General features: G+C 71.6%; 23 protein-coding genes. 5 read left to right on the plus strand and 18 right to left on the minus strand.

Annotation, left to right across the window (positions count from 1 at the left end):
- Window positions 1-22 precede the first annotated feature (22 nt).
- Complete coding sequence (locus ACIBK5_RS30850; RefSeq protein ID WP_215119828.1) at window positions 23-514, plus strand: inorganic diphosphatase; 492 nt, start codon at window positions 23-25, stop codon at window positions 512-514.
- Between the two features lie 117 nt (window positions 515-631).
- Window positions 632-2,329, plus strand: coding sequence for a threonine/serine exporter ThrE family protein (locus ACIBK5_RS30855; protein WP_399024587.1), 1,698 nt, complete (start codon window positions 632-634; stop codon window positions 2,327-2,329).
- A 91-nt stretch (window positions 2,330-2,420) separates the two neighbouring features.
- On the opposite strand, the gene ACIBK5_RS30860 is transcribed toward ACIBK5_RS30855, so the two are convergent.
- Complete coding sequence (locus ACIBK5_RS30860; protein WP_399024589.1) at window positions 2,421-3,281, minus strand: DedA family protein; 861 nt, start codon at window positions 3,279-3,281, stop codon at window positions 2,421-2,423.
- A 136-nt stretch (window positions 3,282-3,417) separates the two neighbouring features.
- Here ACIBK5_RS30860 and ACIBK5_RS30865 point away from each other — a divergent pair, with 136 nt between their 5' ends.
- Window positions 3,418-3,783: a YbjQ family protein gene (locus ACIBK5_RS30865; RefSeq protein WP_399024592.1), complete on the plus strand. Its 366-nt coding sequence runs from the start codon at window positions 3,418-3,420 to the stop codon at window positions 3,781-3,783.
- A gap of 25 nt (window positions 3,784-3,808) precedes the next feature.
- Here the strand turns inward: ACIBK5_RS30865 and ACIBK5_RS30870 are convergent, their stop codons facing one another.
- Window positions 3,809-4,570 (minus strand): MerR family transcriptional regulator, encoded by a 762-nt coding sequence (locus ACIBK5_RS30870; protein ID WP_399024594.1) that lies wholly within the window; start codon window positions 4,568-4,570, stop codon window positions 3,809-3,811.
- Between the two features lie 134 nt (window positions 4,571-4,704).
- Here ACIBK5_RS30870 and ACIBK5_RS30875 point away from each other — a divergent pair, with 134 nt between their 5' ends.
- Together ACIBK5_RS30875 and ACIBK5_RS30880 are read left to right on the plus strand one after the other, a co-directional pair.
- Window positions 4,705-5,991, plus strand: a complete 1,287-nt coding sequence (locus ACIBK5_RS30875) for an ion channel protein (RefSeq protein ID WP_399024596.1) — start codon at window positions 4,705-4,707, stop codon at window positions 5,989-5,991.
- 47 nt (window positions 5,992-6,038) lie between these two features.
- A complete protein-coding gene (locus ACIBK5_RS30880; protein WP_399024598.1) occupies window positions 6,039-7,445 on the plus strand; it encodes a glutamate decarboxylase in 1,407 nt (468 codons plus the stop codon).
- Here the strand turns inward: ACIBK5_RS30880 and ACIBK5_RS30885 are convergent.
- From ACIBK5_RS30885 to ACIBK5_RS30960, 16 genes are all read right to left on the minus strand, one after another.
- Window positions 7,442-8,038: a PadR family transcriptional regulator gene (locus ACIBK5_RS30885; RefSeq protein WP_399024600.1), complete on the minus strand. Its 597-nt coding sequence runs from the start codon at window positions 8,036-8,038 to the stop codon at window positions 7,442-7,444. The genes ACIBK5_RS30880 and ACIBK5_RS30885 overlap by 4 nt on opposite strands.
- 10 nt (window positions 8,039-8,048) lie before the next feature.
- Window positions 8,049-8,600, minus strand: a complete 552-nt coding sequence (locus tag ACIBK5_RS30890; protein WP_399024602.1) for a DinB family protein — start codon at window positions 8,598-8,600, stop codon at window positions 8,049-8,051.
- Between the two features lie 135 nt (window positions 8,601-8,735).
- Window positions 8,736-11,021, minus strand: coding sequence for an ATP-binding cassette domain-containing protein (locus ACIBK5_RS30895; protein WP_399024604.1), 2,286 nt, complete (start codon window positions 11,019-11,021; stop codon window positions 8,736-8,738).
- A 22-nt stretch (window positions 11,022-11,043) separates the two neighbouring features.
- A complete protein-coding gene (locus ACIBK5_RS30900; RefSeq protein WP_399024606.1) occupies window positions 11,044-11,532 on the minus strand; it encodes a glutathione peroxidase in 489 nt (162 codons plus the stop codon).
- Window positions 11,533-11,658: 126 nt separating this feature from the next.
- Window positions 11,659-12,489, minus strand: coding sequence for an ABC transporter permease (locus tag ACIBK5_RS30905; RefSeq protein WP_399024608.1), 831 nt, complete (start codon window positions 12,487-12,489; stop codon window positions 11,659-11,661).
- Window positions 12,486-13,475: an ATP-binding cassette domain-containing protein gene (locus ACIBK5_RS30910; protein ID WP_399024610.1), complete on the minus strand. Its 990-nt coding sequence runs from the start codon at window positions 13,473-13,475 to the stop codon at window positions 12,486-12,488. The genes ACIBK5_RS30905 and ACIBK5_RS30910 overlap by 4 nt, the downstream gene beginning before the upstream one ends.
- Window positions 13,476-13,550: 75 nt before the next feature.
- On the minus strand, window positions 13,551-14,546 hold the full coding sequence (gene rfbB, locus ACIBK5_RS30915; RefSeq protein WP_399024612.1) for a dTDP-glucose 4,6-dehydratase: 996 nt from the start codon (window positions 14,544-14,546) through the stop codon (window positions 13,551-13,553).
- Entirely contained in the window at window positions 14,543-15,823 is a 1,281-nt protein-coding gene (locus ACIBK5_RS30920; RefSeq protein ID WP_399024613.1) for an activator-dependent family glycosyltransferase, read from the minus strand. Before ACIBK5_RS30920 ends, rfbB begins: the two co-directional genes overlap by 4 nt.
- A 64-nt stretch (window positions 15,824-15,887) precedes the next feature.
- The gene (locus ACIBK5_RS30925; protein WP_399024615.1) at window positions 15,888-17,132 is read right to left on the minus strand and encodes a P450-derived glycosyltransferase activator; all 1,245 of its coding nucleotides are present in this window, start codon (window positions 17,130-17,132) and stop codon (window positions 15,888-15,890) included.
- Window positions 17,133-17,239: 107 nt separating this feature from the next.
- Window positions 17,240-18,220: an acyltransferase domain-containing protein gene (locus ACIBK5_RS30930; RefSeq protein WP_399024617.1), complete on the minus strand. Its 981-nt coding sequence runs from the start codon at window positions 18,218-18,220 to the stop codon at window positions 17,240-17,242.
- Window positions 18,217-19,251, minus strand: coding sequence for a ketoacyl-ACP synthase III family protein (locus ACIBK5_RS30935; RefSeq protein ID WP_399024618.1), 1,035 nt, complete (start codon window positions 19,249-19,251; stop codon window positions 18,217-18,219). Before ACIBK5_RS30935 ends, ACIBK5_RS30930 begins: the two co-directional genes overlap by 4 nt.
- Window positions 19,248-20,489, minus strand: coding sequence for a ketosynthase chain-length factor (locus ACIBK5_RS30940; RefSeq protein ID WP_399024620.1), 1,242 nt, complete (start codon window positions 20,487-20,489; stop codon window positions 19,248-19,250). Before ACIBK5_RS30940 ends, ACIBK5_RS30935 begins: the two co-directional genes overlap by 4 nt.
- On the minus strand, window positions 20,486-21,793 hold the full coding sequence (locus tag ACIBK5_RS30945; protein WP_399024622.1) for a beta-ketoacyl-[acyl-carrier-protein] synthase family protein: 1,308 nt from the start codon (window positions 21,791-21,793) through the stop codon (window positions 20,486-20,488). Before ACIBK5_RS30945 ends, ACIBK5_RS30940 begins: the two co-directional genes overlap by 4 nt.
- Window positions 21,790-22,125 carry an antibiotic biosynthesis monooxygenase gene (locus ACIBK5_RS30950; protein WP_215119855.1) on the minus strand — a complete coding sequence of 112 codons (336 nt, stop codon included), beginning with the start codon at window positions 22,123-22,125 and terminating at the stop codon, window positions 21,790-21,792. The genes ACIBK5_RS30945 and ACIBK5_RS30950 overlap by 4 nt, the downstream gene beginning before the upstream one ends.
- A 115-nt stretch (window positions 22,126-22,240) precedes the next feature.
- A complete protein-coding gene (locus ACIBK5_RS30955) occupies window positions 22,241-23,386 on the minus strand; it encodes a hypothetical protein (RefSeq protein ID WP_399024904.1) in 1,146 nt (381 codons plus the stop codon).
- A 115-nt stretch (window positions 23,387-23,501) separates the two neighbouring features.
- A complete protein-coding gene (locus ACIBK5_RS30960) occupies window positions 23,502-24,065 on the minus strand; it encodes a PadR family transcriptional regulator (protein WP_382578932.1) in 564 nt (187 codons plus the stop codon).
- Between the last annotated feature and the right edge of the window lie 213 nt (window positions 24,066-24,278).

The raw sequence follows: 24,278 nt of genomic DNA on the forward strand, positions 1-24,278 counted from the left end.
GTTGATCATGGAGGAGCCACCGGTGGAGTTCGACGTCACGATCGAGATTCCGAAGGGTTCGCGCAACAAGTACGAGGTGGACCACGAGACCGGTCGTATCCGCCTGGACCGGCGACTCTTCACCTCGACCGCCTACCCGACCGACTACGGCTTCGTCGAGAACACCCTCGGCGAGGACGGCGACCCGCTGGACGCGCTGGTCATCCTGGACGAGCCGACCTTCCCGGGCTGTCTCATCAAGTGCCGTGCGATCGGCATGTTCCGTATGACGGACGAGGCGGGTGGCGACGACAAGCTGCTGTGCGTTCCGGCGACGGACCCGCGTGTGGAGCACCTGCGGGACATCCACCACGTGTCGGAGTTCGACCGCCTGGAGATCCAGCACTTCTTCGAGGTCTACAAGGACCTGGAGCCCGGCAAGTCGGTCGAGGGCGCCGACTGGGTGGGCCGTACGGACGCCGAGGTCGAGATCGAGCGGTCCTACAAGCGTTTCAAGGAGTCGGGCGGGCACTGACCCCTCCCCGACACCCCCGGGCCGCACGCCTGCGCGTGCGGCCCGTTCGTCCGTTTGTGCGCATACTGAAGCTGTGGGGGGTACGAGGCTGACGTGTCGTACAGGGAGCGCCAGGCAGTGACGGACGCGGAGGACCGCAAGCCGAAGTCGGACGAGGCCAGGAACGCGTTTCTGCCTTCGTCCGGATACACCGTCGACGGGGAGATGTCGACGACGTCGGAGTTCGCGATCCCGGAGGGGCTCGCCCTCCAGCGGGCGACCGGCGCGGAGGCCGAGACGACGTCCGAGTTCGCCGTGCCGGAGGGGCTGGACGTCCCGCAGGGGCCGTCGGTGGACGAGGAGGGGTCGGCGTTCACGCCGCCCAGCACCTACAGCGCGAAGCACGCCCTGTCCGCGTTCACCCCGCCGAGCGGCATCCCCGTGGTCAGCCTGACCAAGGACGTGCCCTGGCAGGACCGGATGCGCACCATGCTGCGCATGCCGGTGGCGGAGCGGCCGGCGCCGGAGACGGTCCAGCGCCACGCCGACGAGACAGGGCCCGCGGTGCCGCGTGTGCTCGACCTGACGCTGCGTATCGGCGAGTTGCTGCTGGCGGGCGGTGAGGGCGCCGAGGACGTGGAGGCGGCCATGTTCGCCGTCTGCCGGTCGTACGGTCTCGACCGCTGCGAACCGAACGTCACCTTCACGCTGCTGGCGATCTCCTACCAGCCGTCGCTCGTCGACGACCCGGTCACGGCGTCGCGGACCGTGCGCCGCAGAGGCACCGACTACACGCGGCTGGCGGCCGTCTACCAGCTGGTGGACGACCTCAGCGACGACGAGACGGCGGTCTCCCTGGAGGAGGCCTACCGGCGGCTGGCGGAGATCCGCCGTAACCGGCACCCCTACCCCGGCTGGGCGCTGACCGGTGCGAGCGGGCTGCTGGCCGGTGCGGCCTCCGTGCTCGTCGGCGGCGACCTGCTCGTCTTCGTCGCGGCCGCGCTCGGCGCGATGCTCGGTGACCGGCTGGCGTGGCTGTGCGCGGGGCGCGGGCTGCCGGAGTTCTACCAGTTCACGGTGGCCGCGATGCCGCCGGCCGCGATCGGGGTCGCGCTCACCCTCGTCCATGCGAACGTCAACGCCTCCGCGGTCATCACCGGTGGGCTGTTCGCGCTGCTGCCCGGGCGGGCTCTGGTGGCGGGTGTGCAGGACGGGCTGACCGGCTTCTACATCACCGCGTCCGCGCGTCTGCTGGAGGTTCTGTACTTCTTCGTCGGCATCGTCGCGGGTGTGCTGCTGGTGCTGTACTTCGGCGTGCAGCTGGGGGCGCGGCTGAATCCCGACGCGGCGCTCGGGGTCTCCGACGAGCCGGTGCTGCTGATCGGGGCGTCGATGCTGTTGTCGCTGGCGTTCGCCGTGCTGCTTCAGCAGGAACGATCCACCGTGGTGTGGGTGACGCTGAACGGCGGTGTCGCGTGGACCGTGTACGGCGCGATGCACCTTGCCGGGGAGATCTCACCGGTGGCGTCGACGGCTGCCGCTGCCGGGCTGGTGGGGTTGTTCGGGCAGCTGCTGTCGCGGTATCAGTTCGCTTCGGCTCTGCCGTACACGACTGCGGCGATCGGGCCGTTGCTGCCGGGTTCCGCGACGTACTTCGGACTGCTGGCGATCGCGCAGAACGAGATCGACGAGGGGCTGGTGTCGCTGTCCAAGGCGGTGGCGCTGGCCATGGCGATCGCGATCGGGGTGAATCTGGGGTCCGAGATATCGCGGATGTTCCTGCGGATCGGGTCCGCGGAGAAGCGGCGGGCCGCCAAGCGGACGCGAGGGTTCTAGCGCCGAGTGCCTATGGGGTCGGGGCTTCGTGTCCGTTGGCGGCTGCAGGTGATTCGTGGCTTGTCGCGCAGTTCCCCGCGCCCCTGAAACCTCAGTAGCCGTTGTTGTAAGGCTGCTGGCCCCCGCCCTGCTGGGAGCCGTACTGCTGCTGGCCGTAGCCCGGGGCCTGGGGGTACTGGTTGTAGTACTGCTGGTCGTTGTAGCCGTTCTGGTTGCCGTAGGGCTGCTGCTGGTGCGGGGGCTGGTCGTCCGGGGTGATGCGGCGGAGCTGGGTCGTGGCGTCGTCCATGGCGGGGAGCTGGGACTGGGGGGCCGGGGCCGCGGCCGCCGCCTTCTTCTTCTTCGAGCGGTCGCGCAGGTACTCGATGATGATCGGGACGACGGAGAGCAGGACGATCAGGATGAGGATCGACTCGACGTTCTTCTTGATGAAGCCGATCTGGCCGAGCCAGTAGCCCGCGAGGGTGACGCCGGTGCCCCAGGCGATGCCGCCGATGATGTTGTACGTGAGGAACGTGCGGTACTTCATACGGCCGGCGCCGGCCACGATGGGGGCGAAGGTGCGCACGATCGGGACGAAGCGGGCCAGGACGATCGCCTTGGGGCCGTACTTCTCCATGAACTCGTGGGCCTTGTCCAGGTTCTCCTGCTTGAAGAGCTTGGAGTTGGGACGGCTGAAGAGCTTCGGGCCCAGGAACTTGCCGATCATGTAGCCCACTTGGTCACCGACGACGGCGGCGATCACGATCAGCGTGCAGACCAGCCACAGCGGCTGGGTGATGTAGGTGCCCTCGGCCACGAAGAGGCCGGCCGTGAACAGCAGGGAGTCGCCGGGCAGGAACGCGAAGAGCCCGGACTCCGCGAAGACGATGAGCAGGATGCCGGGCAGGCTGAACGTGGAGATCAGGTAGTCCGGGCTGAGCCACTCGGGGCCGAGCGCAAGCGTGGTCACGGGGATGTGGCTCCTGCTGCTGGGGGGATACGGGCTGGGGCTGACTGCCTCAAAGTATCAACGCGGCCGTCATGGCCCAGGTTCCATGGGCGTACTCAGGATGCACTGTGGGCCGTCCCGGTCAAAGCTGTGAACCATGGGCATCGACGAATACGGCGGCGGACAGGGCCCCCAGCCCGACGTCCTCGTCGTCACCACGAACGACGTACCCGGCTACCGCGTGCAGGAGGTGCTCGGCGAGGTCTTCGGCCTGACCGTGCGCTCCCGGCACCTGGGGAGCCAGATCGGCGCCGGGCTGAAGTCGATGGTCGGCGGCGAGCTCAAGGGGCTCACCAAGACCCTGGTGGAGACCCGCAACCAGGCGATGGCGAGGCTCATCGAGCAGGCACGCGCGCGTGGTGCCAACGCCGTGCTCGCGTTCCGCTTCGATGTGACGGAGGCGGCCGACGTGGGCACCGAGGTGTGCGCGTACGGGACCGCGGTGGTCCTGACCCGGGAGTGACCCGTACGGGGTCCCGTGCCAGGGATCAGGAGGTGTGGCGGGCGGCGTTCGCCAGGATCGCGTCGCGCAGGTACACCGCGAGGCCCGGGCGGACGGCGTCGTACGTCGCGGTGAACCGCGGGTCGGCGACGTACATCTCGCCCAGGCAGGTGTGCATCTCGTACGAGCAGTCGTAGTACGTCCCGGCGATGAAGCGGCGGTGCTCCTCCGCCGTGTCCATGGCCGCCCCGGAGTCGGCCGGCGTGCCGTCGGCCATCAGGCCGGCCATGCGCCGGTGGATCGTGTCGAACCGCTCGGTGGCGCGCTTCCAGTCCTCCTTGGTGTACGAGGCCGTGCGCCGCTGTGACTGCCGGTAGGCGTCGGTGCCGCCCCAGCGCTCGCGTACCTCGTCCTCGTGCTGGTCCGGGTCGAAGTCCCCGAAGACCTCGAACTTCTCCTCGGGGGTGAGGTTGATGCCCATCGTGCGTGCCTCCATGGCGTGCTCCACGGCCGCCGCCATCTTGCTCAGCTTCTCGATCCGGGCGGTCAGCAGTTCGTGCTGCCTGCGCAGGTGTGCGCGCGGGTCCGCTTCCGGGTCGTCGAGCAGGGCGGCGACCTCGTCGAGGGGGAAGCCGAGCTCGCGGTAGAACAGGATCTGCTGCAGCCGGTCGAGGTCGGCGTCGCCGTAACGCCGGTGGCCCGCGTGGCTGCGTTCGCTCGGGACGAGCAGGCCGATGTCGTCGTAGTGGTGCAGTGTGCGCACGGTGACGCCGGCGAAGCCCGCGACCTGTCCCACGGAGTAGCTCACTTCCGCTCCCTTCTTCTTCCGTGTCTTGTCCCGTGTCTTCGTTCGTTCCTTCGTGCTTCACGGTCGGGCCTCACGCCACGTGAGGTGCAAGCGTGTTTCCTGATTGTCCCGATTGATCCGTTTATCGTGTGCCCGTGATCCAGGACTCCGCGGGGCAGGCGCCCTCCGTCACCCCCGCGACCCCCGCCCGCGCCCTGCTGCCGTCGATCCTGCCCGCCCTGGCCGTGGGGGTGATCTCCAGCCTGCTGCTGGTGGGGGTGGAGATCGCCGCCGAGCAGCTCGAGGACGTGTTGTGGCAGACCCTGCCGGACGCGCTGGGGATCGGCCGGTACTCCGTGGCCTGGATGTTCGTGGTGCTCGTCGCGACCGGCATCGCCGTCGGTCTGGTGGTGTGGAAGGTGCCGGGACACGCGGGCCCCGATCCGGCCACCCTCGGCCTGGACGCCCCGGTCCTGCCGCCCGTCGTGCTGCCGGGGCTGCTGCTGGCGACCGCGCTGATGCTGGCCGGCGGGCCGAGCCTCGGCCCGGAGAACCCGATCATCGCCGTGAACGTCGGCGTGGCGGTCTGGCTGGGCGGCCGGTTCATCCCGCGGGCGCCTGGCCGCGTCTGGCCGGCGCTGGCGGAGGCGGCGACGCTCGGCGCGCTGTTCGGCACGCCCGTGGCGGCGGCCCTCGTCATCTCCGAGGTGCTGACCCGGCAGGAGACGCGCGGCCTGCTGTGGGACAACCTCTTCGCGCCGCTGATCGCCGCCGCGGCCGGTGCCCAGACCGCCGTGCTCATCGACCACCCGAGCTTCGACCTGGACCTGCCCTCCTTCGGCCAGCCGGACTGGTCGGACCTGCTGGCGGCGGTCGTGGTGGCCTGCGTCGGCGCGCTGCTCGGCATGTGCGCCGTGCGCGCGCTCCCCTACGTCCACGGGGCCTTCCGCCGGCTGCGGCACCCGATGCTGATGCTCCCGGCGGGCGGGGTGGTGCTGGGCGGTCTCGCGGCCCTGGGCGGCCATCTGACGCTGTTCAAGGGGCTCGACGAGATCGCCGAGCTGGCGCACGACCCGGACGGCTGGTCGGCCGGGGAGTTCGCCCTCATGACGGTGGTGAAACTGGCCGCGCTGCTCGTCGCCGCGTCCTGCGGGTTCCGCGGCGGACGGATCTTCCCGGCCGTGTTCGTCGGCACCGCCCTCGGTCTGTGCGCGCACGCCCTCGTGTCCGGCGTGCACCCGTCGGTCGGTGTGTCCGCCGGGGTGCTCGGGGTGCTGCTCGCCATCACCCGGCAGGGCTGGATCAGCCTCTTCGTCGCCGCGGTGCTGGTCCTCTCGCCGGGGATCCTCACCCTGCTCTGCGTCGCCTCGCTGCCGGCCTGGCTGCTGGTGACGGGACGTCCGCAGATGCAGCTGCGGGAGGACGGGTCACCGCTGCGATGACACCCCTTTCCCCTGCTCGTCCCCGTGCCCACCCCCTGGAGGCTCCCTTGCCGCTCAACGAAGGCCCCCGTCAGTCCGGCGAACGCCGCCTGTGCGTCAACCCCTTCTACGGTCCCGCCAACCCGCTCGGCGACATGGCCGAGGCCCCGCCCACGCACCGGCTCCCCGACCAGCCCGTCGCACCGGCCACCGCTCACCAGCTCGTGCGCGACGAGCTGATGCTCGACGGCAACGCCCGGCTGAACCTCGCCACCTTCGTCACCACCTGGATGGAGCCCGAGGCCGGGCTGCTGATGGCGGAGTGCCGGGACAAGAACATGATCGACAAGGACGAGTACCCGCGCACGGCCGAGCTGGAGCGGCGGTGCGTGGCGATGCTCGCCGACCTGTGGCACGCGCCCGACCCGGCGGCGGCCGTGGGCTGTTCGACGACCGGGTCGAGCGAGGCGTGCATGCTCGCCGGGATGGCGCTGAAGCGGCGCTGGACGCGGCGCAACGCCGACCGGTACCCGGGAGTCCGGCCCAATCTGGTGATGGGCGTGAACGTGCAGGTCTGCTGGGAGAAGTTCTGCAACTTCTGGGAGGTGGAGGCCCGGCTGGTGCCCATGGAGGGCGAGCGGTTCCACCTGGACCCGCAGGCCGCCGCCGAGCTGTGCGACGAGAACACCATCGGGGTCGTGGGGATCCTGGGCTCGACCTTCGACGGGTCCTACGAGCCGGTCGCCGAGCTGTGCGCGGCGCTGGACGCGGTGCAGGAGCGGACCGGGCTCGACATCCCCGTGCACGTCGACGGGGCGTCGGGTGCCATGGTCGCGCCGTTCCTCGACGAGGACCTGGTGTGGGACTTCCGGCTGCCGAGGGTGGCGTCGATCAACACCTCGGGGCACAAGTACGGGCTGGTCTACCCGGGGGTCGGCTGGGCGCTGTGGCGGGACGCCGACGCGCTGCCGGAGGAGCTGGTGTTCCGGGTGAACTACCTGGGCGGTGACATGCCGACCTTCGCGCTGAACTTCTCCCGGCCGGGCGCGCAGGTCGTGGCGCAGTACTACACGTTCCTGCGGCTGGGCCGGGACGGCTACCGGGCCGTGCAGCAGGCCGCGCGGGACGTGGCCACGGACATGGCCGGGCGGATCGAGGCGCTCGGCGACTTCCGGCTGCTGACCCGGGGCGACCAGCTGCCGGTGTTCGCGTTCACGACCGCGCCGGACGTGACGGCGTACGACGTGTTCGACGTCTCCCGGCGGCTGCGCGAGAGCGGCTGGCTGGTGCCCGCGTACACCTTCCCGCCGCACCGGGAGGATCTGTCCGTGCTGCGCGTGGTGTGCCGCAACGGCTTCTCCGCCGACCTCGCCGAGCTGCTCACCCAGGACCTGGAACGGCTCCTGCCGGAACTGCGCCGGCAGCCGGGCCCGCTGACCCGGGACAAGCAGGCGGCCACCGGGTTCCACCACTAGGGCCTGTCCGGCAGCACTCCTACGAACGGGGCGCCCTCACCCGCGAAGGTGTAGGCGCCGGCGCGGATGCGTTCGATGAGGTCGCGGGTCCACTGGGCGCCCGTGTCGGCCGAGTGCACCCAGAAGTTCATGATCTCGCCGATGTGGCCGAGCTGCCGCGGGCCGCCCTCGGGCAGGTAGTCCTCGACGACGGTCGCGCGCCACTCCTCGATGGACCGCACCCGCTGCTCGAGGAGGCCCAGGGCCTCCTCGCGGCCGAGGTCCACCATGAAGCCGAGCGCGGTGGTGAGCACGTCCGGCTTCTGGTCGTAGGCGGTGAGCGCCTGCCGGAGCAGCTTGAAGTACTCCGCGGTGCCCTGCTCGGTGATCTCGTACTCCGTGCGCGGCGGGCCCCCGGCCGTGGACGGGGCGATCTCGTGCGCCCGCAGCAGCCCCTGCTTCGCCAGCTGCTTCAGGGCGTGGTAGATCGAGCCGGGCTTGGCGTTGGACCACTCGTGGGCGCCCCAGTACTCCAGGTCGCCCCGTACCTGGTAGCCGTGGGCCCGCCCGTGCTGGCGGACCGCGCCGAGCACGAGCAGGCGGATCGTTGACATACCGACCAGGTTATGACCGGGCCTCCGCCTGCTGTTCCGCGGCCACCAGCCCGAAGGCCGTCGCGCCGTCCAGTGACTCGCGGATGATGTCGGCGTGGCCGGCGTGCCGGGCCGTCTCGCGGATCAGGTGGAGGCACAGCCAGCGCATCGACAGCCACTCGTCCTTCGGGTTCCAGGACGTCTTCGGCAGCTCGAAGGTGTCGTCGAGGCTGGGCACCGAGCGGATGAAGGCCTCCGTCTCGGCCGCCACCTTCTCGTAGTACGCGAGCTGCGACTCCACGTCCTCGTCGCCGACCAGCACGAAGCACTCGTGCCAGTTCGACTCGTCGCGGTGCACCGCCGGCGGCTCGCCCTTGGCCCGGGCGATCCAGCCCTGCTCGACCTCGGCGACATGCTTGAGCAGGCCGGCCAGGGACAGCTCGCTGGCGCTGGGGCGGGACGAGGCCTGCTCCTCCGTCAGGCCGAGCAGGGCCCGCCGGATGCCGCCGCGCTGCTCGGCGATGAAGGACAGGAGCGCTCCGCGCTCGTCGCCGGGTGCCTCGGGTCCCACGTGCTTCACCATGGACGGCCGCCTCTCGTCGGTTGGCCTGCTGTCTGACGCCTGTTGCCTGACGCCTTCTTCCTGACAAGGACGAAACTACGGACCCTTGCGGTCAGGTTCTGTCCGCAAGGGTCCGCGGCGACTGCCTGGTTCTGTCTAGTTCTCCAGGTACAGGCTCAGGTGCTGTCCGGTGTGCGAGTGCGTCGCCTTCGCCAGTTCGGCGGGAGTGCCCGTGAAGACGATCTCGCCGCCGGTGTTGCCGCCCTCGGGCCCGAGGTCGATGACCCAGTCGGCCTGGGAGATCACGGCCAGGTCGTGCTCGATGACGACGACGGTGTTGCCCCGGTCGACGATCCGGTTCAGCAGCCCGTTCAGGTTGTCGATGTCGGACAGGTGCAGGCCGGTGGTCGGCTCGTCGAGGATGTAGACCGTGCCCGAGCCGGAGAGCCGGTCGGCGAGCTTGAGCCGCTGGCGTTCGCCGCCGGACAGCGTGGCCAGCGACTGGCCGAGGCCGAGGTAGCCGATGCCGGTCTCGATCAGCGCCTTGGTCTTGGCGCGCAGCGGGCCTGAGAGGAAGAACTCCCCCGCCTCCTCGGCGGACATGGCCAGGACGTCCGCGATGTTCTTGCCGCGCACCAGGTGCTGGAGCACCGACTCCTTGAAGCGGCGCCCCTCGCAGACCTCGCAGTGCGTGGTGACCGGGTCCATGTAGGCGACCTCGGTGATGAGCAGGCCGCGGCCCTCGCACTCCTCGCACGCGCCCTTGGAGTTGAAGCTGAAGAGCGAGGCGTCCTCGCCGCTGGCCTTGGCGAAGAGCTTGCGGATCGGGTCCATCAGCTTGAGGTAGCTCGCCGGGGTGGACCGCGAGGAGCGCGGGATGGGCGACTGGTCGACGAAGACGGACCCCGGGTACTGGTCCCGGAAGGCGTGGGCGATCAGGGAGCTCTTGCCGGCGCCGGCCACCCCGGTGACGGCGGTCAGGACACCGCAGGGGATCTCGGTGGAGACGTTCTTCAGGTTGTTGGCCGTGGCGTTACGGATCGGCAGGGTCCGGCCCCACGGGCGGGGGTTCTCCTTGATCCCGCCGGTGCGCCGCAGCCCCTGCCCGGTCAGCGTGTCGCTGGTGCGCAGTTCGTCGTAGGCGCCTTCGAAGACGATCGTGCCGCCGTGCACGCCGGCCCGCGGCCCGATCTCGACGACGTGGTCGGCGACGGCCATGACGTCGGGGTCGTGCTCCACGACGAGGACCGTGTTGCCCTTGTCGCGCAGCGCGCGCAGCAGGTCGTTGAGCCGGCTGACGTCGCGCGGGTGCAGGCCGACGCTGGGCTCGTCGAAGATGTAGGTCAGGCCGGTAAGTTCGCTGCCGAGGTGGTTGACGAGCTTGAGCCGCTGGCCCTCGCCACCGGAGAGCGAGGTGGTGGACCGGTCGAGGGTGAGATAGCCGAGGCCGATGGCCTGGATCTGCTCCAGCGTCTCGATGATGGTGGTGACGAGCGGGGTGTCGAGCCGCTCCCTGAGCGTGGCGACGACGCCGATGAGGTCGCTGACCTGCATCTGGGCCCAGTCGGAGATGTTGTGGCCGTCGATGCGGGTGGCGAGCGCCTTCTGGTTGAGCCGGGCGCCCTCGCAGGTGGGGCAGACGCCGTCGGTGAAGAACTCGGCGGCCTTGTCGCGGGCGGCCTTGCTCATGCCGCCGGTGTCCCGCTTGAGGTGGCGGCGGACGAAGCTGTCCACCAGGCCCTCGTAACGCAGCGCCAGCACATTGCCGTTGGGGTAGGTCACCTCGACCGTGCCGGTGCTGCCGTGCAGCAGGGTGTGCGTCTCCTCGTCGGTGTAGTCCGCGAGTTTCTTCTCGGCGTCCAGGTGCTCGTAGTTGGCGTAGAACTGCCAGTTCGCGCTGCCGACGGTGTAGCCGGGCAGGAGGATGGCGCCCTCGGCGATGGACTTGCCGGGGTCGGTCATCAGCTCGGGGCTGGGGCGGCGGGCACGGCCGAGGCCCTCGCACTCGGGGCACATGCCCTTGGGGTCGTTGAAGGAGTACAGCCAGGTCTGGCCGAGTCCGTCGTTGCCGTGGTTGGCGAAGAGCACGCGCATCACGGTGTAGACGTCGGTGACGGTGCCGACGGTGGAGCGGGCGTTGCCGCCGAGGGGGCGCTGGTCGACGACGACCGGGGTGGTCAGCCGGGTGACGGCGTCCACGTGCGGGCGTTCGAACTTGGGCAGGTCGTGCCGGATGTTCCAGGGGAAGGTGGCGTTGAGCTGCCGCTGGGCCTCCACGGCGACGGTGTCGAAGACCAGGGAGGACTTTCCGGAGCCGGAGACGCCGACGAAGACCGAGATCCGGTTCTTGGGGATGACGAGGGAGACGTCCTTCAGGTTGTTCTCTCGGGCACCTACGACCTGGATGCCCTCGTCGGTTGCGGTAACCGGCGTCTGGTTCACAAATCGTCCTTTCCGCGTGGGGCTACTGCGTCTGCGTCTGCGCGCGGACGGCGCGCAGGAGTTCGGGGTCCTGTGGGTCGACCGTGGGGCCGAAGCGGCCCACGGGTTCGCCGGTGGGTGAGACGAGGAACTTCTCGAAGTTCCAGCGCACGTCGCCGGTGTGGCCCTCCGCGTCGGCGCAGAGGGTCAGGGCGGCGTAGAGGGGGTGGCGGTCCGTTCCGTTGACGGCTGTCTTCTCGGTGAGCGGGAACGAGATCTGCTGGAGGGAGCAGAAGCCGGCGATCTCCTCGGGGGTGCCCGGCTCCTGTTCGCCGAACTGGTTGCAGGGCACTCCGATGACGCTGAGCCCGTCCTCGTGGTGACGGCGGGCGAGCGTGTCGAGTCCGGCGTACTGGCCGGCCAGGGCGCACTGGGACGCCACGTTGACGATGAGCAGGGTCCGGCCGCGGTGGCGGGCCAGCAGGTCGGGCTTGCCGTTGAGTTCCGCGATGGCGATGTCGAAGACGGTCATGCCGTGCACGCTAGGTTCGCCCGCTCCAGTGATGGTCGACGTCCCGTCGAGGTGGCGGCGTACCAGCCGAGGGGGTGTGAGCCGGCCCGGGGGATTGGCCGGCTCACACCCCCGGCTCAGGTGTCCTTACCGGCTCAGGGACCGGTACTTGCGGACGGCCAGCGGGAAGAAGACCGCGAAGATCGCGAGCGGCCAGACGAAGGACATGAGCATCGCGTGTTCGGCGATCCACGAGGTGCCGCCGACCCCGGGGTTGCCGAACAGCTCACGGGTGGAATGGGCGGTCGAGGACAGTGGGTTCCACTCGGCGATGGTCGCCAGCCAGCCCGGCATCATCTCCGGGGAGGCGAAGGTGTTGGCGACGATGCCCAGCGGGAACAGCAGGGTGTAGACGGCGGAGGCCGCCTCCGGGGTCTTGATGATCAGGCCGAGGTAGATGCCGACCCAGAGCAGGGCGAAGCGCAGCAGGAGCAGGAGCGCGAAGGCGCCGAGCGCCTGCATGAACCCGTCGCTCCAGCTCCACCCGGCGATGACTCCGCAGCCCATGAGGATCATCAGGACGACGGTGCTGTAGAGCATGTTGACGATGCTCTGCCCGATGACGACCGAGGCGGCGGACATGGGCATGGAGCGGAACCGGTCGGTGACGCCCTTGGAGGCGTCGGCGGTGACGCCGGCCATGGTCTCGCCGATGCCGAAGGCCATCGACATGACGAACATGCCGGGCATCAGGAACTCCATGTAGTCCCCGCCGCCCTCGACCTGCATCCCGCTGCCGAAGATGCCGCCGAAGAGCAGCACCATGAGGATCGGGAAGGCGAGGCCGGCGAGGATCTGGGTGGGGTTGCGGGCCCAGTGGGACAGTCCGCGGAGCGTGAGCGTCCAGGAGTCCGCGAGGACCCAGCCCAGTTTGGCCAGCGGGTTCCTGGGCAGTTCGGGCGCGATGATCGCGGTCATGACTGGGCGACCTCCTTGAGGCTCTGCTCGGCGGACGTGGCCGACCTGTTGCCGGTCAGGTTCAGGAACACCTCGTCGAGTGTGGGCCTGCGCAGGGCGATGTCCTCGGCCTCGATGCCGGCGTCGTCGAGTTCGCGGGCGACCGAGGTGAGGGCGGCGACCCGGTTGGCGACGACGACGCTGACGCGCCGGTTGTCGGCGTCGGTCTCGGGCTCGGACCGCAGCAGCGCGCCGATCATGCGGCCGGCCCGTTCGAGGTCGCCGGCCCGGCGGAGCACGACGTCGATCCGGTCTCCGCCGATCTTGTTCTTGAGCTGGTCCGGGGTGCCGGACTCGACGACCCTGCCGTTGTCGATCAGGGCGATCTTGTCGGCCAGCTGGTCGGCCTCCTCGAGGTACTGGGTGGTCAGCATGACCGTGCGGCCCTCGTTGACCAGGCCGCGGACGGACTCCCAGACGTCGTTGCGGCCCCGCGGGTCGAGCCCGGTGGTGGGCTCGTCGAGGAACAGCACGGAGGGGGCCAGGATGAGACTGGCGGCGAGGTCGAGCCGCCGTCGCATACCGCCGGAGTACTGCTTGGCCGGCTTCCCGGCGGCCTCGGTCAGGCCGAAGCGCTCCAGCAGTTCGTCCGCTCGGCTCTGCGCTGTGCGCTTGCCGATGTGGTATAAGCGCCCGAACATCACGAGGTTCTGACGGCCGCTCAGGTCCTCGTCCACCGCGGCGTGCTGCCCGAGGAGTCCGATGCTGTAGCGGACCTGCGCCGACTGGGTGGCGACGTCGTAGCCGGCGACCCGCGCCATGCCCTCGTCGTACTTCAGCAGGGTGGAGAGGATGCGGACCGCGGTGGTCTTTCCGGCGCCGTTCGGGCCGAGAAGGCCGTATACGACGCCTCGGGGTACCTCCAGGTCGAGTCCCGCGAGGGCCTCCTTGTCGCCGTACTTCTTCTTCAGAGCTTCGGTCTGGATCGCCAAATCGGCGCCGCCCATGCCCGCCCCTTCTTTCGGGTGCTCAAATTTGGGTACCCAGCGAGCATAGGGGAGGGCGACCCGGATATTCAAGTTTTAGTACCCCTTGCCGTGCCTCTCGTCGGCGCCCTCCTCCCGGGCGTCCCAGTGGTCACGGTGGGCGGCGTACCACTCGACCGTCTCGCGCAGTCCGTCCTCCAGCGACCAGCGCGGCTCGTAGCCGAGTTCGCGGCGGATCTTGGAGTCGTCCACCGCGTACCGGAAGTCGTGCCCCTTGCGGTCCGCGACCCGCTGGACCAGGTCCCAGTCGCGCCCGCAGAGCGCGAGGAGACGGGCGGTCATCTCCTTGTTGGTCAGATGGGTGCCGCCGCCGATGTTGTAGATCTCCCCCGGCCGGCCCGCGTCCAGCACCAGCCGCACCGCCCGGCAGTGGTCGTCGACGTGCAGCCACTCCCGGAGGTTGGAGCCGTCCCCGTAGAGCGGGACCGGCTGCCCGTCGAGGAGCCGGGTGACGAACAGCGGGACCAGTTTCTCGGGGTGCTGGCCGGGGCCGTAGTTGTTGGCGCACCGGGTGATGCGCACGTCGAGGCCGTGGGTGCGCCAGTACGACCGGGCGATCAGATCGGCCGACGCCTTGGACGCCGCGTACGGGGAATTGGGCAGCAGCGGCTCCTCCTCCGTCCAGCGTCCCTCGGCGATGGAGCCGTACGTCTCGTCCGTGGAGACCTGGACGAAGACGCCCGTCCCGTGCCGCAGCGAGGCTTCGAGCAGGGCCTGGGTGCCGAGCACGTTCGTACGGACGAAGGCCTCGGCGCCCGCCACCGAACGGTCCACATGCGACTCCGCGGCGAAGTGCACCACCGCCTCGTGGCCCGGGAAGACCTTCTCCAGCAGCGCGGTGTCGCAGATGTCGCCCTGCACGAAGGTCAGCCGCGGATGGCGGGCGGGGAGGTTGTTCAGCGTCCCCGCGTAGGTGAGCTTGTCCACGACGGTCACCCGGTCGTCCTCGTGCCCCGGGTAGCCGCCGCTCAGCAGTGTTCTGACGAAGTGCGAGCCGATGAAGCCGGCCGCACCGGTCACCAGGATGTTCACGCTTCTCCCGCCCTCACCCGATGACGGGCTGTCAGCTTCTCCAGCGTCGGCACCACTTCGTTGGGGCTCGGCGCCGACAGCATGGCCAGCCGCAGCCGCCGCGCCCCTTCCGTGAACGCCGGGTCGTCGAGCACCCGGACGAGCTTGTCGCGCAGGATGTCGACGGTCAGGCCCTCGGAGTGCAGATGCAGCCCCGCGCCGAGCTCCTCCACCCGCTGGGCCCGGTAGATCGCGTCCCACATCCAGCCGAGCGCCACCTGCGGCACCCCGTAGGCGGCGGCGGTCGCCCAGGTGCCCGCGCCGCCGTGGTGCACGATCGCCGAGCAGCTCGGCAGCAGCGCCAGCAGCGCCACGTGGTCGACCACCCGCGTGTTGTCGGGCACCCGCGACACCTGGGCGAGTTCCTTCTCGCCGAGGGTCGCCACCACCTCGACGTCCAGGTCGGCCAGCGAGGCGAAGACGTCGTTGACGTCGACCGCGTTGGGGAACTCCGTGTCCCGGATGGTGAGCCCGAGGGTGAGACAGACCCGGCGGCGTTCCGGCGGGCGGCGCAGCCAGTCCGGTACGACGGCCGGGCCCGGCCCGTTGTACGGCACGTAGCGCGTGGGAACCGTCGGCAGTCCCAGCTCCATCCGCACCCCGGGGGGCATCTGGTCGACCGACCACTGCCCCGTGACCACGTCGGGGTCGAAGGCGGCCCCGTGCCGGTCCAGGGTGTACGCCAGCCACTCCTCCAGCGGGTCGTCGCGCAGTTCCGCGGGCAGTTCCGCCTGACGCCGGCGCAGCGTCAGATGGGTGTTGGCGAAGAGGTCGGGGAAGGCCAGCAGCCGGGCGTGGGCGGCCCCGGTCGCCTTGGCGGCGATGGCCCCGGCGAAGGTGAAGGGCTCCCAGAGCACCAGGTCCGGCTGCCAGAACCGGGCGTAGTCGACGAGCGCGTCGATCATCGAGTCGTTGTTGATCTGGGCGTAGAAGGTCGCCGTCAGCATCGCGTTCGACGCCCGCAGGAAGTCGAGGCTCAGCCGCTCGGGACGGTTCTCCAGGTAGTCGCGGTCCAGGTGGTGCATGAGCATCCCGGGACCGACGGTGGGGATGACGGCGTCCATCCGGTGGTTCTCGCCCACCGGTACGGCCGTCAGACCGGCCCGGGTGATGCTCTCGACCGCGGCGGGCTGGCCGGCCACCCGGACCTCGTGCCCGGCGGTCCGCAGCGCCCAGGCGAGCGGGACGACGCCGTTGAGATGGGCGTCCTGTGCGAAGGCTGTCAGCAGTACACGCATCGCGGTGCTCCTCCCCTGGTGTGGGCCGGTCCGGTCACGCGGCGTCCGGTCGTGCGACGTCCGGTCATGCGACGGGGAAGCGCAGGACGCCGTGCAGCGCCGCCGAGCGCATGCGGCGCAGCACCTCGGCGTTGGTGCGCAGGGCGGGCCGGAGCGCGGCCAGGGCACGGATCGCGGCCTCGGTCTGGACGCGGACCAGCGCGTCGGTGACCGGGGCGGCGGGACCGCCGAGGAGGGTGAGCGACCGGTCGCCGTCACCGCGGCCGGGCGTGAAGGCGTCCGGGTCGGCGAAGGCCTCCGGGTCCCGGTTGGCCGCGTCGACGAGGACCACCACGCGCCGGCCCTCCTCGATCGTCTTGCCGTCGAACTCGACCTGCTCGCGGGCGATACGGCTCTCGAACCGCAGCGGCGGAGCCAGCCGCAGGGCCTCCCGGACCGCGGCCGGGGCCGCCGCCGGGTCCTGCCCGATCCGCTGCCACTCCTCCGGGTGGGCCAGCAGCACCTCGACGGCGTTGCACACGGCGGTCGCGGTGACCTCGACGCCCACCACGACGGCCAGCGCGCCGATCGCGACCGCGTCCTCGGGCGACAGCCCGGCGAGGCCGGTGGCACGGCCGGCCTCCACCAGGCCGGTCAGTTCGGCGGACAGGCCCGACACGGCCGTGAGCAGCGCCCGGGCGGTCGCGAGCTGCTGCGGGCAGCTCCCTGCGTCCAGGGCGGTGGCGAGACCCGCGTGCAGTTCGGGCAGGCGCTCACGGGTCTCGTCGGGCAGGCCGAGTACGTCGGCCACCACCCGCAGGGCGGCGGGGACGGCGAAGTCCCGGTACAGGTCGAACCGTTCGCCCGCCGCGGCGAGCGTCTCGCGGTAGGCCGCCTCGATCTCCGGTGCCCGCGCCGCGAGCGCCTCGGCCGACAGCAGCGGCGCGGAGACCTCGGCGAGCGTGGCGTACGCGGCCGGGTCGAGGTTGAGGCGGGCGTCGTCGAGCGGGACGACATGGCACAGCAGGGGGTTGTCCCAGACGTCGACGCCCGGGTGGGACTGCGGCCCCTCCTCGGCGTGGCGCGGGGAGAACCGCGGGTCGCCGAGGACACGTGCGCCGAGTTCGCGGCTCGCGGTGACCCACGCGCCGACGCTGCTCTCGTGCAGGCCCTGTTCGCGGGCGCGTGCCCCGTGGTCGAGCGGGTCGTCGTCACCGGCGCGCAGGATCATGGCGAAGGGATCGCCCTGGGCGCCGAAGATGAACTGCACGCCTCGGATGGTCAGCAGATGCCGGCCCAGCTCGCTGTCGGTCTGATCGGTCGTCAGCATGACACCGTCCTCGAGAGAAGAAGGGTGAAGAGGAGAGAGGGAAGAAGCAGGGGCGAAGCGCCACCGGCGACGCTAGGCCGCGTGCCTACAAGGGCACTCGACGCGCGCTACACGGCCAGGGCCTCCGCGGCGGCGCGTACGGCGGTCACGTCCTGGTCGGATGTGCCCGGCCGGGCGGGCAGGAGGGGAACGACGGCGGAGCGGCCGGAGCGCACGGCGGGGTGGCGGCGGGCCAGCTGGGACAGTCCCTGGCCCGGACCGGCCTCGACGAGCACCAGGTCCCCTTCCGCGAGGAGCGCGTCGAGGGCGGGCCAGAAGAGCACCGGCGCGACGGGGTGACGGGACCAGAAGGCCGGGTCCTTCGTCTCGGCGGGTGTCAGGAAGCGGGCCGTGTACCCGGACATGACCGGGATGCGGGGCTCGCCGACGGGGAGTTCGGCGATCCGCCCGCCGGCTCCGCGCATGGCCGGGGCCAGGGACGGGCTGTGGAACGCCGTGGAGGCCGGCACGCGCTGGAGCACGAACCCGGCGTCGGTGAGTGCCGCCGTGACGCCGCGCAGCGGGGCGTCGAGGCCGGCGAGGACCGTCTGGCGCAGGGCGTTGACGGCGCCGACGACCACGCCGTCGGTGAGGAAGGGCGCCACCTCGTCCTGGCCGGCCGCGACGGCGACCATCCCGCCGGGCGGCGCCTGTGCCAGCCGTCCGACGCGGTCGTGGACGAGGGCGGCGGCGTCCCGCAGCGTGAAGACGCCGGAGAGGACCGCGGCGGCCACCTCGCCGATGCTGTGCCCGAGCAGGGCGACGGGCCGTACGCCCCAGTCGAGGACGAGCCGCCCGAGGGCGTAGTCCACCGCGAACAGCAGCGGCTGGGAGCGTGTGACGTGGTCCGTCACCGCGGTGTCGGCCGTCCCCAGCCAGTCCTCGCGCAGACCGGTGCTGTGGCCGCCGAGGTCCGTCAGGGCGGTCAGGGCCTCGTCCATCGCCTCGGCGAAGACGGGCTCGGCGTCCAGGAGTCCGGCGGCCATGCGCGGATGCTGCGAGCCCTGGCCGGGCAGCAGCAGGGCGACCGGGCGGGCGGTGCCGTTCATCGGTCCCTCCAGGGAGGCGTGTTCAGGATCTCGACGACGGCGCAGGACCAGCTGAAGCCGGCGCCGACACCGAAGAGCAGGCACGTGTCACCGGGCCCGAGCGCCCCACCGCTGACCAGGTGGTCGAGTCCGGCGAAGGGGTCCCCGGCGCCCAGGTGCCCGATCGTCCGGCTCCAGGACCAGGTGCTGCGCTCGGGATCGATGCCGAACTTGGCGAAGTAGGCGACATGCAGCCTGCGATGGCCGAGGTGCGGCAGCACGAACCGGTCGATGTCCGCGAGGCCGAGCCCGGCGTCGGCGAGCGCCTGCTTGACGACGGACTCCTGCGCGGCGGCGACCCGGGCGACGGTCGGGGCGACACCGTGGCGGGCCAGGAAGTCCCGCTTGTGCGCCTCCAGATCGACGACCTCGCGGTGGCTGAACGGGGCCGGTCCGAACGGGTCGTCGCCGCGGTGCATGCCCTCCAGGTCGGGCGCGGAGACGGTCGCGACGCTGCGGACCCGGGCGAAGCCGGAGTGCCGCGAGACCACGAGGGCGGTGCCGCCGTCGCCGTAGACGGTTCCGGGGTCGCTGCGCCACCGGTCGAACCCGGGTGGGCAGAAGCGGTCGCCGGTGGTCACCAGGGCCGCGACCCGGGCCGGGTCGGCGGTCAGATAGGCCCAGGCCAGGTCGAGGGCCGCCATGCCGCCGTTGGAGACCTGCCGGACCTCCAGCGCGGGGCACTGGTTGCCGACGGCTTCCCGCTGGACGTAGGAGGCGGGGGCCCACAGGTCGAAGCCCTGGTAGTAGAAGCTGGCGTGCAGCACCAGGTCGATGTCGCCCGGTTCGGCGGCGGCCCGCTCCAGCGCGGTCCGGGCGGCCCGGGCCGCCATCTCGGGAGCGGGCTCCCCCGCGGAGACCGTCACCGACTCCATCCGGGTGGAACGGGCCACGGCGGCGTCGCACCGCCCGTCCGCGACCGCGTCCACGACCCGCTCGACGGGCGGCAGCCAGGTCCCGGTCGCCCGGATGTACAGCTCGCCGCCGTTCACGCCGCCACCTTCCGCCCGGACCCCGTGAGCGCTTCGGCGGGTGCGGGGGACCGTACGACCATGGCGCTGTTGAAGCCGTGGTGGCCGCGGGCCAGGACCAGGGCCGCGGTGCCGGTGACCGGGCGGGGGTGGCCGACGACGAGGTCGAGGCCGTAGGCGTCGGGGACCTGGGTGACGTTGACCGTGGGCGGGGCGAGGCCGTCGCGCAGGGTCAGCAGGGCGGTCACCACGTCGAGCGGACCGGCGCCGGAGTAGAGGCGGCCCGTGGCCGTCTTGGGGACGGTGACCGGGACTCCGCCCGCGCCGAAGACCGCGGTCAGCGCCTCGGCCTCGGCCGCGTCGAGTTCGGGCACGCCCGCGCCGTCGGCGAAGACGACGGCGATCTCCTCCGGGTCGGCTCCGGCGTCGGCGAGCGCCTGCTCGATTGCCCGCCGCAGCGTCGGGGGCCGCCCCGACCCGGGGCGCGGGTCGAAGGTGGCACCAAATCCGGCGATCTCACCGTAGGGGTGACGCCCCCGGGCACGGGCCCCCTCGGCGCTCTCCAGGGTGAGCAGCGCGCCGCCCTCGCCGGGCAGATGACCGGAGGCCCGGTCGTCGAAGGGCAGGTAGGCGTCGGCGGTGAGCCGTCCGCCGGCCAGTTGCGCGGCCATGCCGTACGGGCACAGGGAGCAGTCCATGCCGCCGGAGATCATCAGCTGCGCACCGGCGCGGATCTGGCGTCCGGCGTGGGCGAGGGCGTCCAGGCCCCCGGCCTGCTCGCCGACGAAGACGCCGGTCGGCCCGTTCATGCCGTGCCGGATGGAGATCTGGCCGGTGTTGACGGCGTAGAACCAGGCGAAGGACATATAGGCGCTGACCTTCTTGGGGGACTCGCCCCACAGGTGCTGCAGTTCGCGCTGGCCGAAGCCGAAGCCGCCCGAGGCGCCGGCCGTGACGACGCCTCGCGCCAGCGACGGCACCGAGTCGAGGTCGATCCCGGCGTCGGCGACGGCCCAGTCGGCGGCAGCCAGGGCGAACTGGGTCATACGGTCGGTCTGCGGGATCAGCCGGCTGGGCAGATGCTCGCCCGCCTCGAACCCGGTCACCTCGCCCGCCCGCCGCGTCGGATAGCGACTGGGGTCGAACGCCTGGACGCGCCGGATGCCGTCCTCGCCGCGCAGCGTCGCCGCCCAGTAGGCGTCGAGTCCGACGCCGGTGGGGGCGACCACCCCGATGCCCGTGACCACGACGGGGGTCATGCGGCCCGCCCCTCGGGCCGGCGCAGCACCATGGCGCTCTGGAAGCCGCCGAAGCCGCTGCCCACGGTGAGCGCGGCCGACAGGTCGCGCTCCCTGGCGTGCAGGGGGACGTAGTCCAGGTCGAGTTCGGGGTCGGGGTCGGTCAGGTTCGCGGTGGGCGGGATGACGCCGTGTTCGAGGGCCAGCGCGGTGGCGGCGACCTCGATGGAGCCGATGGCACCCAGCGAGTGCCCGATCATCGACTTGATGGAGCTGACCGGGACCCGGTGGGCCGCGGCCCCGAGGCTGCGCTTGAGGGCGGCGGTCTCGTGCACGTCGTTCTGCTTGGTGGCGGTGCCGTGGGCGTTGACGTAGCCGAGCGCGTCGGGGGCGAGGCGGGCCTCGTCGAGGGCGGCGTCGACGGCGGCGGCCAGCTCGCGTCCGTCGGTGCGCAGCCCGGTCATGTGGTACCCGTTGCCGCGGGAGGCGTAGCCGGCGATCTCGGCGTAGACGTGGGCTCCCCGGGCGCGGGCCGCGGTGAGTTCCTCGAGGACCAGGACGGCGGCGCCCTCGCCGAGGACGAAGCCGTTGCGGGTGCGGTCGAAGGGGCGCAGCGCGGTCGCCGGGTCGTCGTTGCGGGGCGAGGTGGCCCGGATGGCGTCGAAGCAGGCCACGGTGATCGGGGAGATGGGGGCGTCGGTGGCCCCGGCGATCATCACGTCGGCCAGGCCCTCGCGGATGAGGGCCACCGCGTGCCCGACCGAGTCGAGTCCGGAGGTGCAGCCGGCCGAGACGACGGTGCAGGGGCCCTCGGCGCCGGCCTCCCAGGCGAGCTCGGCGGCCATGGAGCTGGGCACGAAGTGGTCGTACAGATGGGCGCTCGCGGCGGTGTGGTCGACCAGCCACTCCTGTCCGCCGCCGCTGAGGGCCAGATACTCCTCCTCGAGTTTCTGGGTGCAGCCGACCGCGCTGCCGAGGCTGACGCCGGTGCGGTGGGCGGTCTCCGGGTTGGGCTCCAGACCGCTGTCGGTGACGGCCTCGCGCAGGGCGACCAGGGCGAACTGGGCCGCCCTGTCGAGCCGTTCGGCGTCCTCGGCGCTCAGCCCCTGCTCCGCGGCGTCGAAGTCGCACTCGGCGGCGATCCGGGAGCGGAAGGGGGCGGGGTCGAAGAGGCTGATGGTCCGGGTGGCGGTGCGGCCGCCTGTGATGGTCTGCCAGAACTGCTTGGTGCCGATGCCGCCGGGGGCCACCACGCCGATGCCGGTGATCGCGACCCGCCGGGTCGGCACGCCTCCCCCTCCGCGCTGAGCGACCCGCCCGGTCATCGTGCCTCCCCGGTCGCGCTGTGCCGCTCCAGGTAGAGGTTGGAGCTGCTGGTGCTGATCGCCCGCAGTGCCTCGGCGTGCGGCCGGAAGTCGGCCTGGCCGACGGCGGCACGGAAGGCGGAGACATCGGACCAGCGGGCGATGTTGACGTAGCTGTGCGGCTTCTCCAGATGGCGTACGAGGGTGTAGCCGAGGAATCCGGGCTGGCGCTCCATGAAGCGTGCCGTGCGGGCGAAGACGTCCTCGAACTCCTCCGGGGAGGTGCGAAGCGTGAAGCTGTTCACGAAGGTGGCCGGGCCGCCGGTGGCGGGGCCGGGCTGATCGGCTGACATGGGATCGGTGCTCCTCATCGTCCGGGCGTCCGGCGACGCGTACGCCGAGGTCAGACTGAAACCCTCCGGCGCGTGCCTCGCGGCGCCCTAGAAGACGGCTGGATCCCGACCCCGGTCAGGGGCCCCCGCGCCCCAGCCGCACCGGGATGCCTACGTCCCGCCGCCAGGCGTGGCCGAGTCCGGCGACGGCGGCGATGACGCTCCAGCCGGCCAGCTCACCGCCCTGGTAGTGGACGATGTCGGAACCGCTGCGCCGGGGCAGGGCCCGGCCCGCGACGATCTCGGCGAGCGGGAGCGGCGCCTGCCGGGTGCCCGCGGAGCGGCCGACGGGGGCAGCGATGCTGACGTGCCGGACAGCGGGGTCCGGGGCGACGGACGCGGCATCGGGCGACGGGGCGGCCGGGCCGGAGCCGGGCGGCCCGGCGTCCGGGCCGGAGCCGGGCGGCTGCGCGCCCTGGCCGGAGCGGGAAGACCCGACGTCCGGACCGCCACCAGAGGACCAGACGCCGGGGCGGATGCCGGAAGGCCAAGCTCTCAGGGCGGTGTCGGCATCGGTGTCGAAGGCTCGGGCGCCGGTCACCGGGTTACGGGGGTCGCCCGGGACGGTGGGCGCGACCGTCGCGGTCTGGTCGATCAGGAGCGCTCCGGCCGCGAGCCACGCGGCCCGGACGGGCGGGTGGCCGCTGGTGGTGGCGACGACGTCGGCGCGGGCTGCGGTGGTGCGGACGTCCTCGGACACGCGCACCCGCAGGCCGGTGCGCAGGGCGGCGGCGGTGGCGAAGTCCCGGGCCCGGTCGGGCTCCCGGCCGACGACGTGCACCTCGGAGAGCGAGGGCAGTGCGTGGTGCAGGACGAGCAGGCAGGACCAGGCCGCCTCCCCGGTGCCGAAGAGGCCGAGCGTGGCGGGGGCCGGCGGGGCGAGATACCGCGCGGCGAGTCCGGCGGGTATGGCGCCGCGCCAGCCGTCGAGGGCGCCGGCGTCCACGAGGCCGAGAAGGGACCCGTCATCGGCGAGCAGCAGTTCCACGCACGCGGCGGAGAGGTCCGCGCGGGGTTCGAGACGGACGGCGAAGCAGCGGCCGAAGGGGCCGGAAGCGTGCGGTCCGACGGTCAGCCGGCAGCGCGCGGCGGGGAGCAGGACCAGGGTCTCGGGGCCCGGCGCCGGATCGTGGCCGAGGAGCAGTCGCTGCACGTCGGAGAACCGCTCCTCCATGAAGGCCTCGTCGTCGAAGGCGTCGTCCACGTCTTCCGAGGTCAGCATGATCGGCACGGCGATCGTCCTCTCGGGACCGGCAGCTTGGATATACAAACTTGAGTATCACGGGACGCGTGCCGTCCTCCACCGGATCCCGATCAACGGCCGGAAGGGCTCCCCGTCAGGCGCCCTTCTCCTCCCCCGCCATGACGTAGGCGCCCGCCTCCAGGCGCTCGATCAGCGCCTCGGTCCATGCGGCCTGACTGGCGGCGCCGTGCTCCCACAGGCCGAGGAGCTCACGGATGTGGGCACGCTGCGGCCGTTCGCCGGCCGTCTCGTCGACCTTGGCGATCAGCTCCGACTGTTCGGCCGAGAGCGACGCGATGCGCTCGCGCAGCAGACCGATCGCCTCCTTGCGGCTGAGCGCGGGCAGCAGCACGAGCGCCGCGCCCAGCATGTCCGCCCGGTTGTTCCCCTGCCGCAGCGCGTCACGCAGCAGCCTGAAGAACTCCTCGTCGCCCGGCGGCGCGATCTCGTAGTCGACCCGGCCCGGCCAGTCCGGGATGTCGGTCGACTTCAGCAGCCCGTCCTTGGCCAGCTGCCGCAGCGCGTGGTAGATCGAGCCGAACTTGATGTGCGCCCATTCGTCGGCACCCCAGGACAGCAGCTCGGAACGGACCAGATAGCCGTGCGCCCGGCCGTGCATGCGCACGACGCCCAGGACGAGCAATCTCGTGGCAGACATGGTCTCCCTGCTGAATCTCCCTCACGGCACGGACCGGCAACCGGTGCTCCGCCCTCAGGGGGTCCTTTCACTGAGGCCGGGCCCCGCCGGCTGATCCCACGGTAGTACATGACCTGCTGTTCTCCGCGAGCGCGGGAGGGACGGACCGCGCGATAGGCCCCGGATCGAGTGCCGCTGCAACGACTCTCGACTCCCGCACGAGGTCACGGTCCG

Source organism: Streptomyces sp. NPDC050546 (genome assembly GCF_044457425.1).
GTDB lineage: Bacteria > Actinomycetota > Actinomycetes > Streptomycetales > Streptomycetaceae > Streptomyces.

Excerpts from the sequence above, each read along its gene's own strand:
- ACIBK5_RS30905 (WP_399024608.1), bottom strand. The coding sequence starts at position 12,489 with ATGACCGCGATCATCGCGCCCGAACTGCCCAGGAACCCGCTGGCCAAA.
- ACIBK5_RS30950 (WP_215119855.1), bottom strand. The coding sequence starts at position 22,125 with ATGTCAGCCGATCAGCCCGGCCCCGCCACCGGCGGCCCGGCCACCTTC.
- ACIBK5_RS30945 (WP_399024622.1), bottom strand. The coding sequence starts at position 21,793 with ATGACCGGGCGGGTCGCTCAGCGCGGAGGGGGAGGCGTGCCGACCCGG.
- ACIBK5_RS30940 (WP_399024620.1), bottom strand. The coding sequence starts at position 20,489 with ATGACCCCCGTCGTGGTCACGGGCATCGGGGTGGTCGCCCCCACCGGC.
- ACIBK5_RS30885 (WP_399024600.1), bottom strand. The coding sequence starts at position 8,038 with ATGTCAACGATCCGCCTGCTCGTGCTCGGCGCGGTCCGCCAGCACGGG.
- ACIBK5_RS30910 (WP_399024610.1), bottom strand. The coding sequence starts at position 13,475 with ATGGGCGGCGCCGATTTGGCGATCCAGACCGAAGCTCTGAAGAAGAAG.
- ACIBK5_RS30900 (WP_399024606.1), bottom strand. The coding sequence starts at position 11,532 with ATGACCGTCTTCGACATCGCCATCGCGGAACTCAACGGCAAGCCCGAC.
- ACIBK5_RS30920 (WP_399024613.1), bottom strand. The coding sequence starts at position 15,823 with ATGCGTGTACTGCTGACAGCCTTCGCACAGGACGCCCATCTCAACGGC.
- ACIBK5_RS30925 (WP_399024615.1), bottom strand. The coding sequence starts at position 17,132 with ATGCTGACGACCGATCAGACCGACAGCGAGCTGGGCCGGCATCTGCTG.
- ACIBK5_RS30955 (WP_399024904.1), bottom strand. The coding sequence starts at position 23,386 with ATGCTGACCTCGGAAGACGTGGACGACGCCTTCGACGACGAGGCCTTC.
- ACIBK5_RS30930 (WP_399024617.1), bottom strand. The coding sequence starts at position 18,220 with ATGAACGGCACCGCCCGCCCGGTCGCCCTGCTGCTGCCCGGCCAGGGC.
- ACIBK5_RS30960 (WP_382578932.1), bottom strand. The coding sequence starts at position 24,065 with ATGTCTGCCACGAGATTGCTCGTCCTGGGCGTCGTGCGCATGCACGGC.
- ACIBK5_RS30865 (WP_399024592.1), top strand. The coding sequence starts at position 3,418 with ATGGGCATCGACGAATACGGCGGCGGACAGGGCCCCCAGCCCGACGTC.
- ACIBK5_RS30890 (WP_399024602.1), bottom strand. The coding sequence starts at position 8,600 with ATGGTGAAGCACGTGGGACCCGAGGCACCCGGCGACGAGCGCGGAGCG.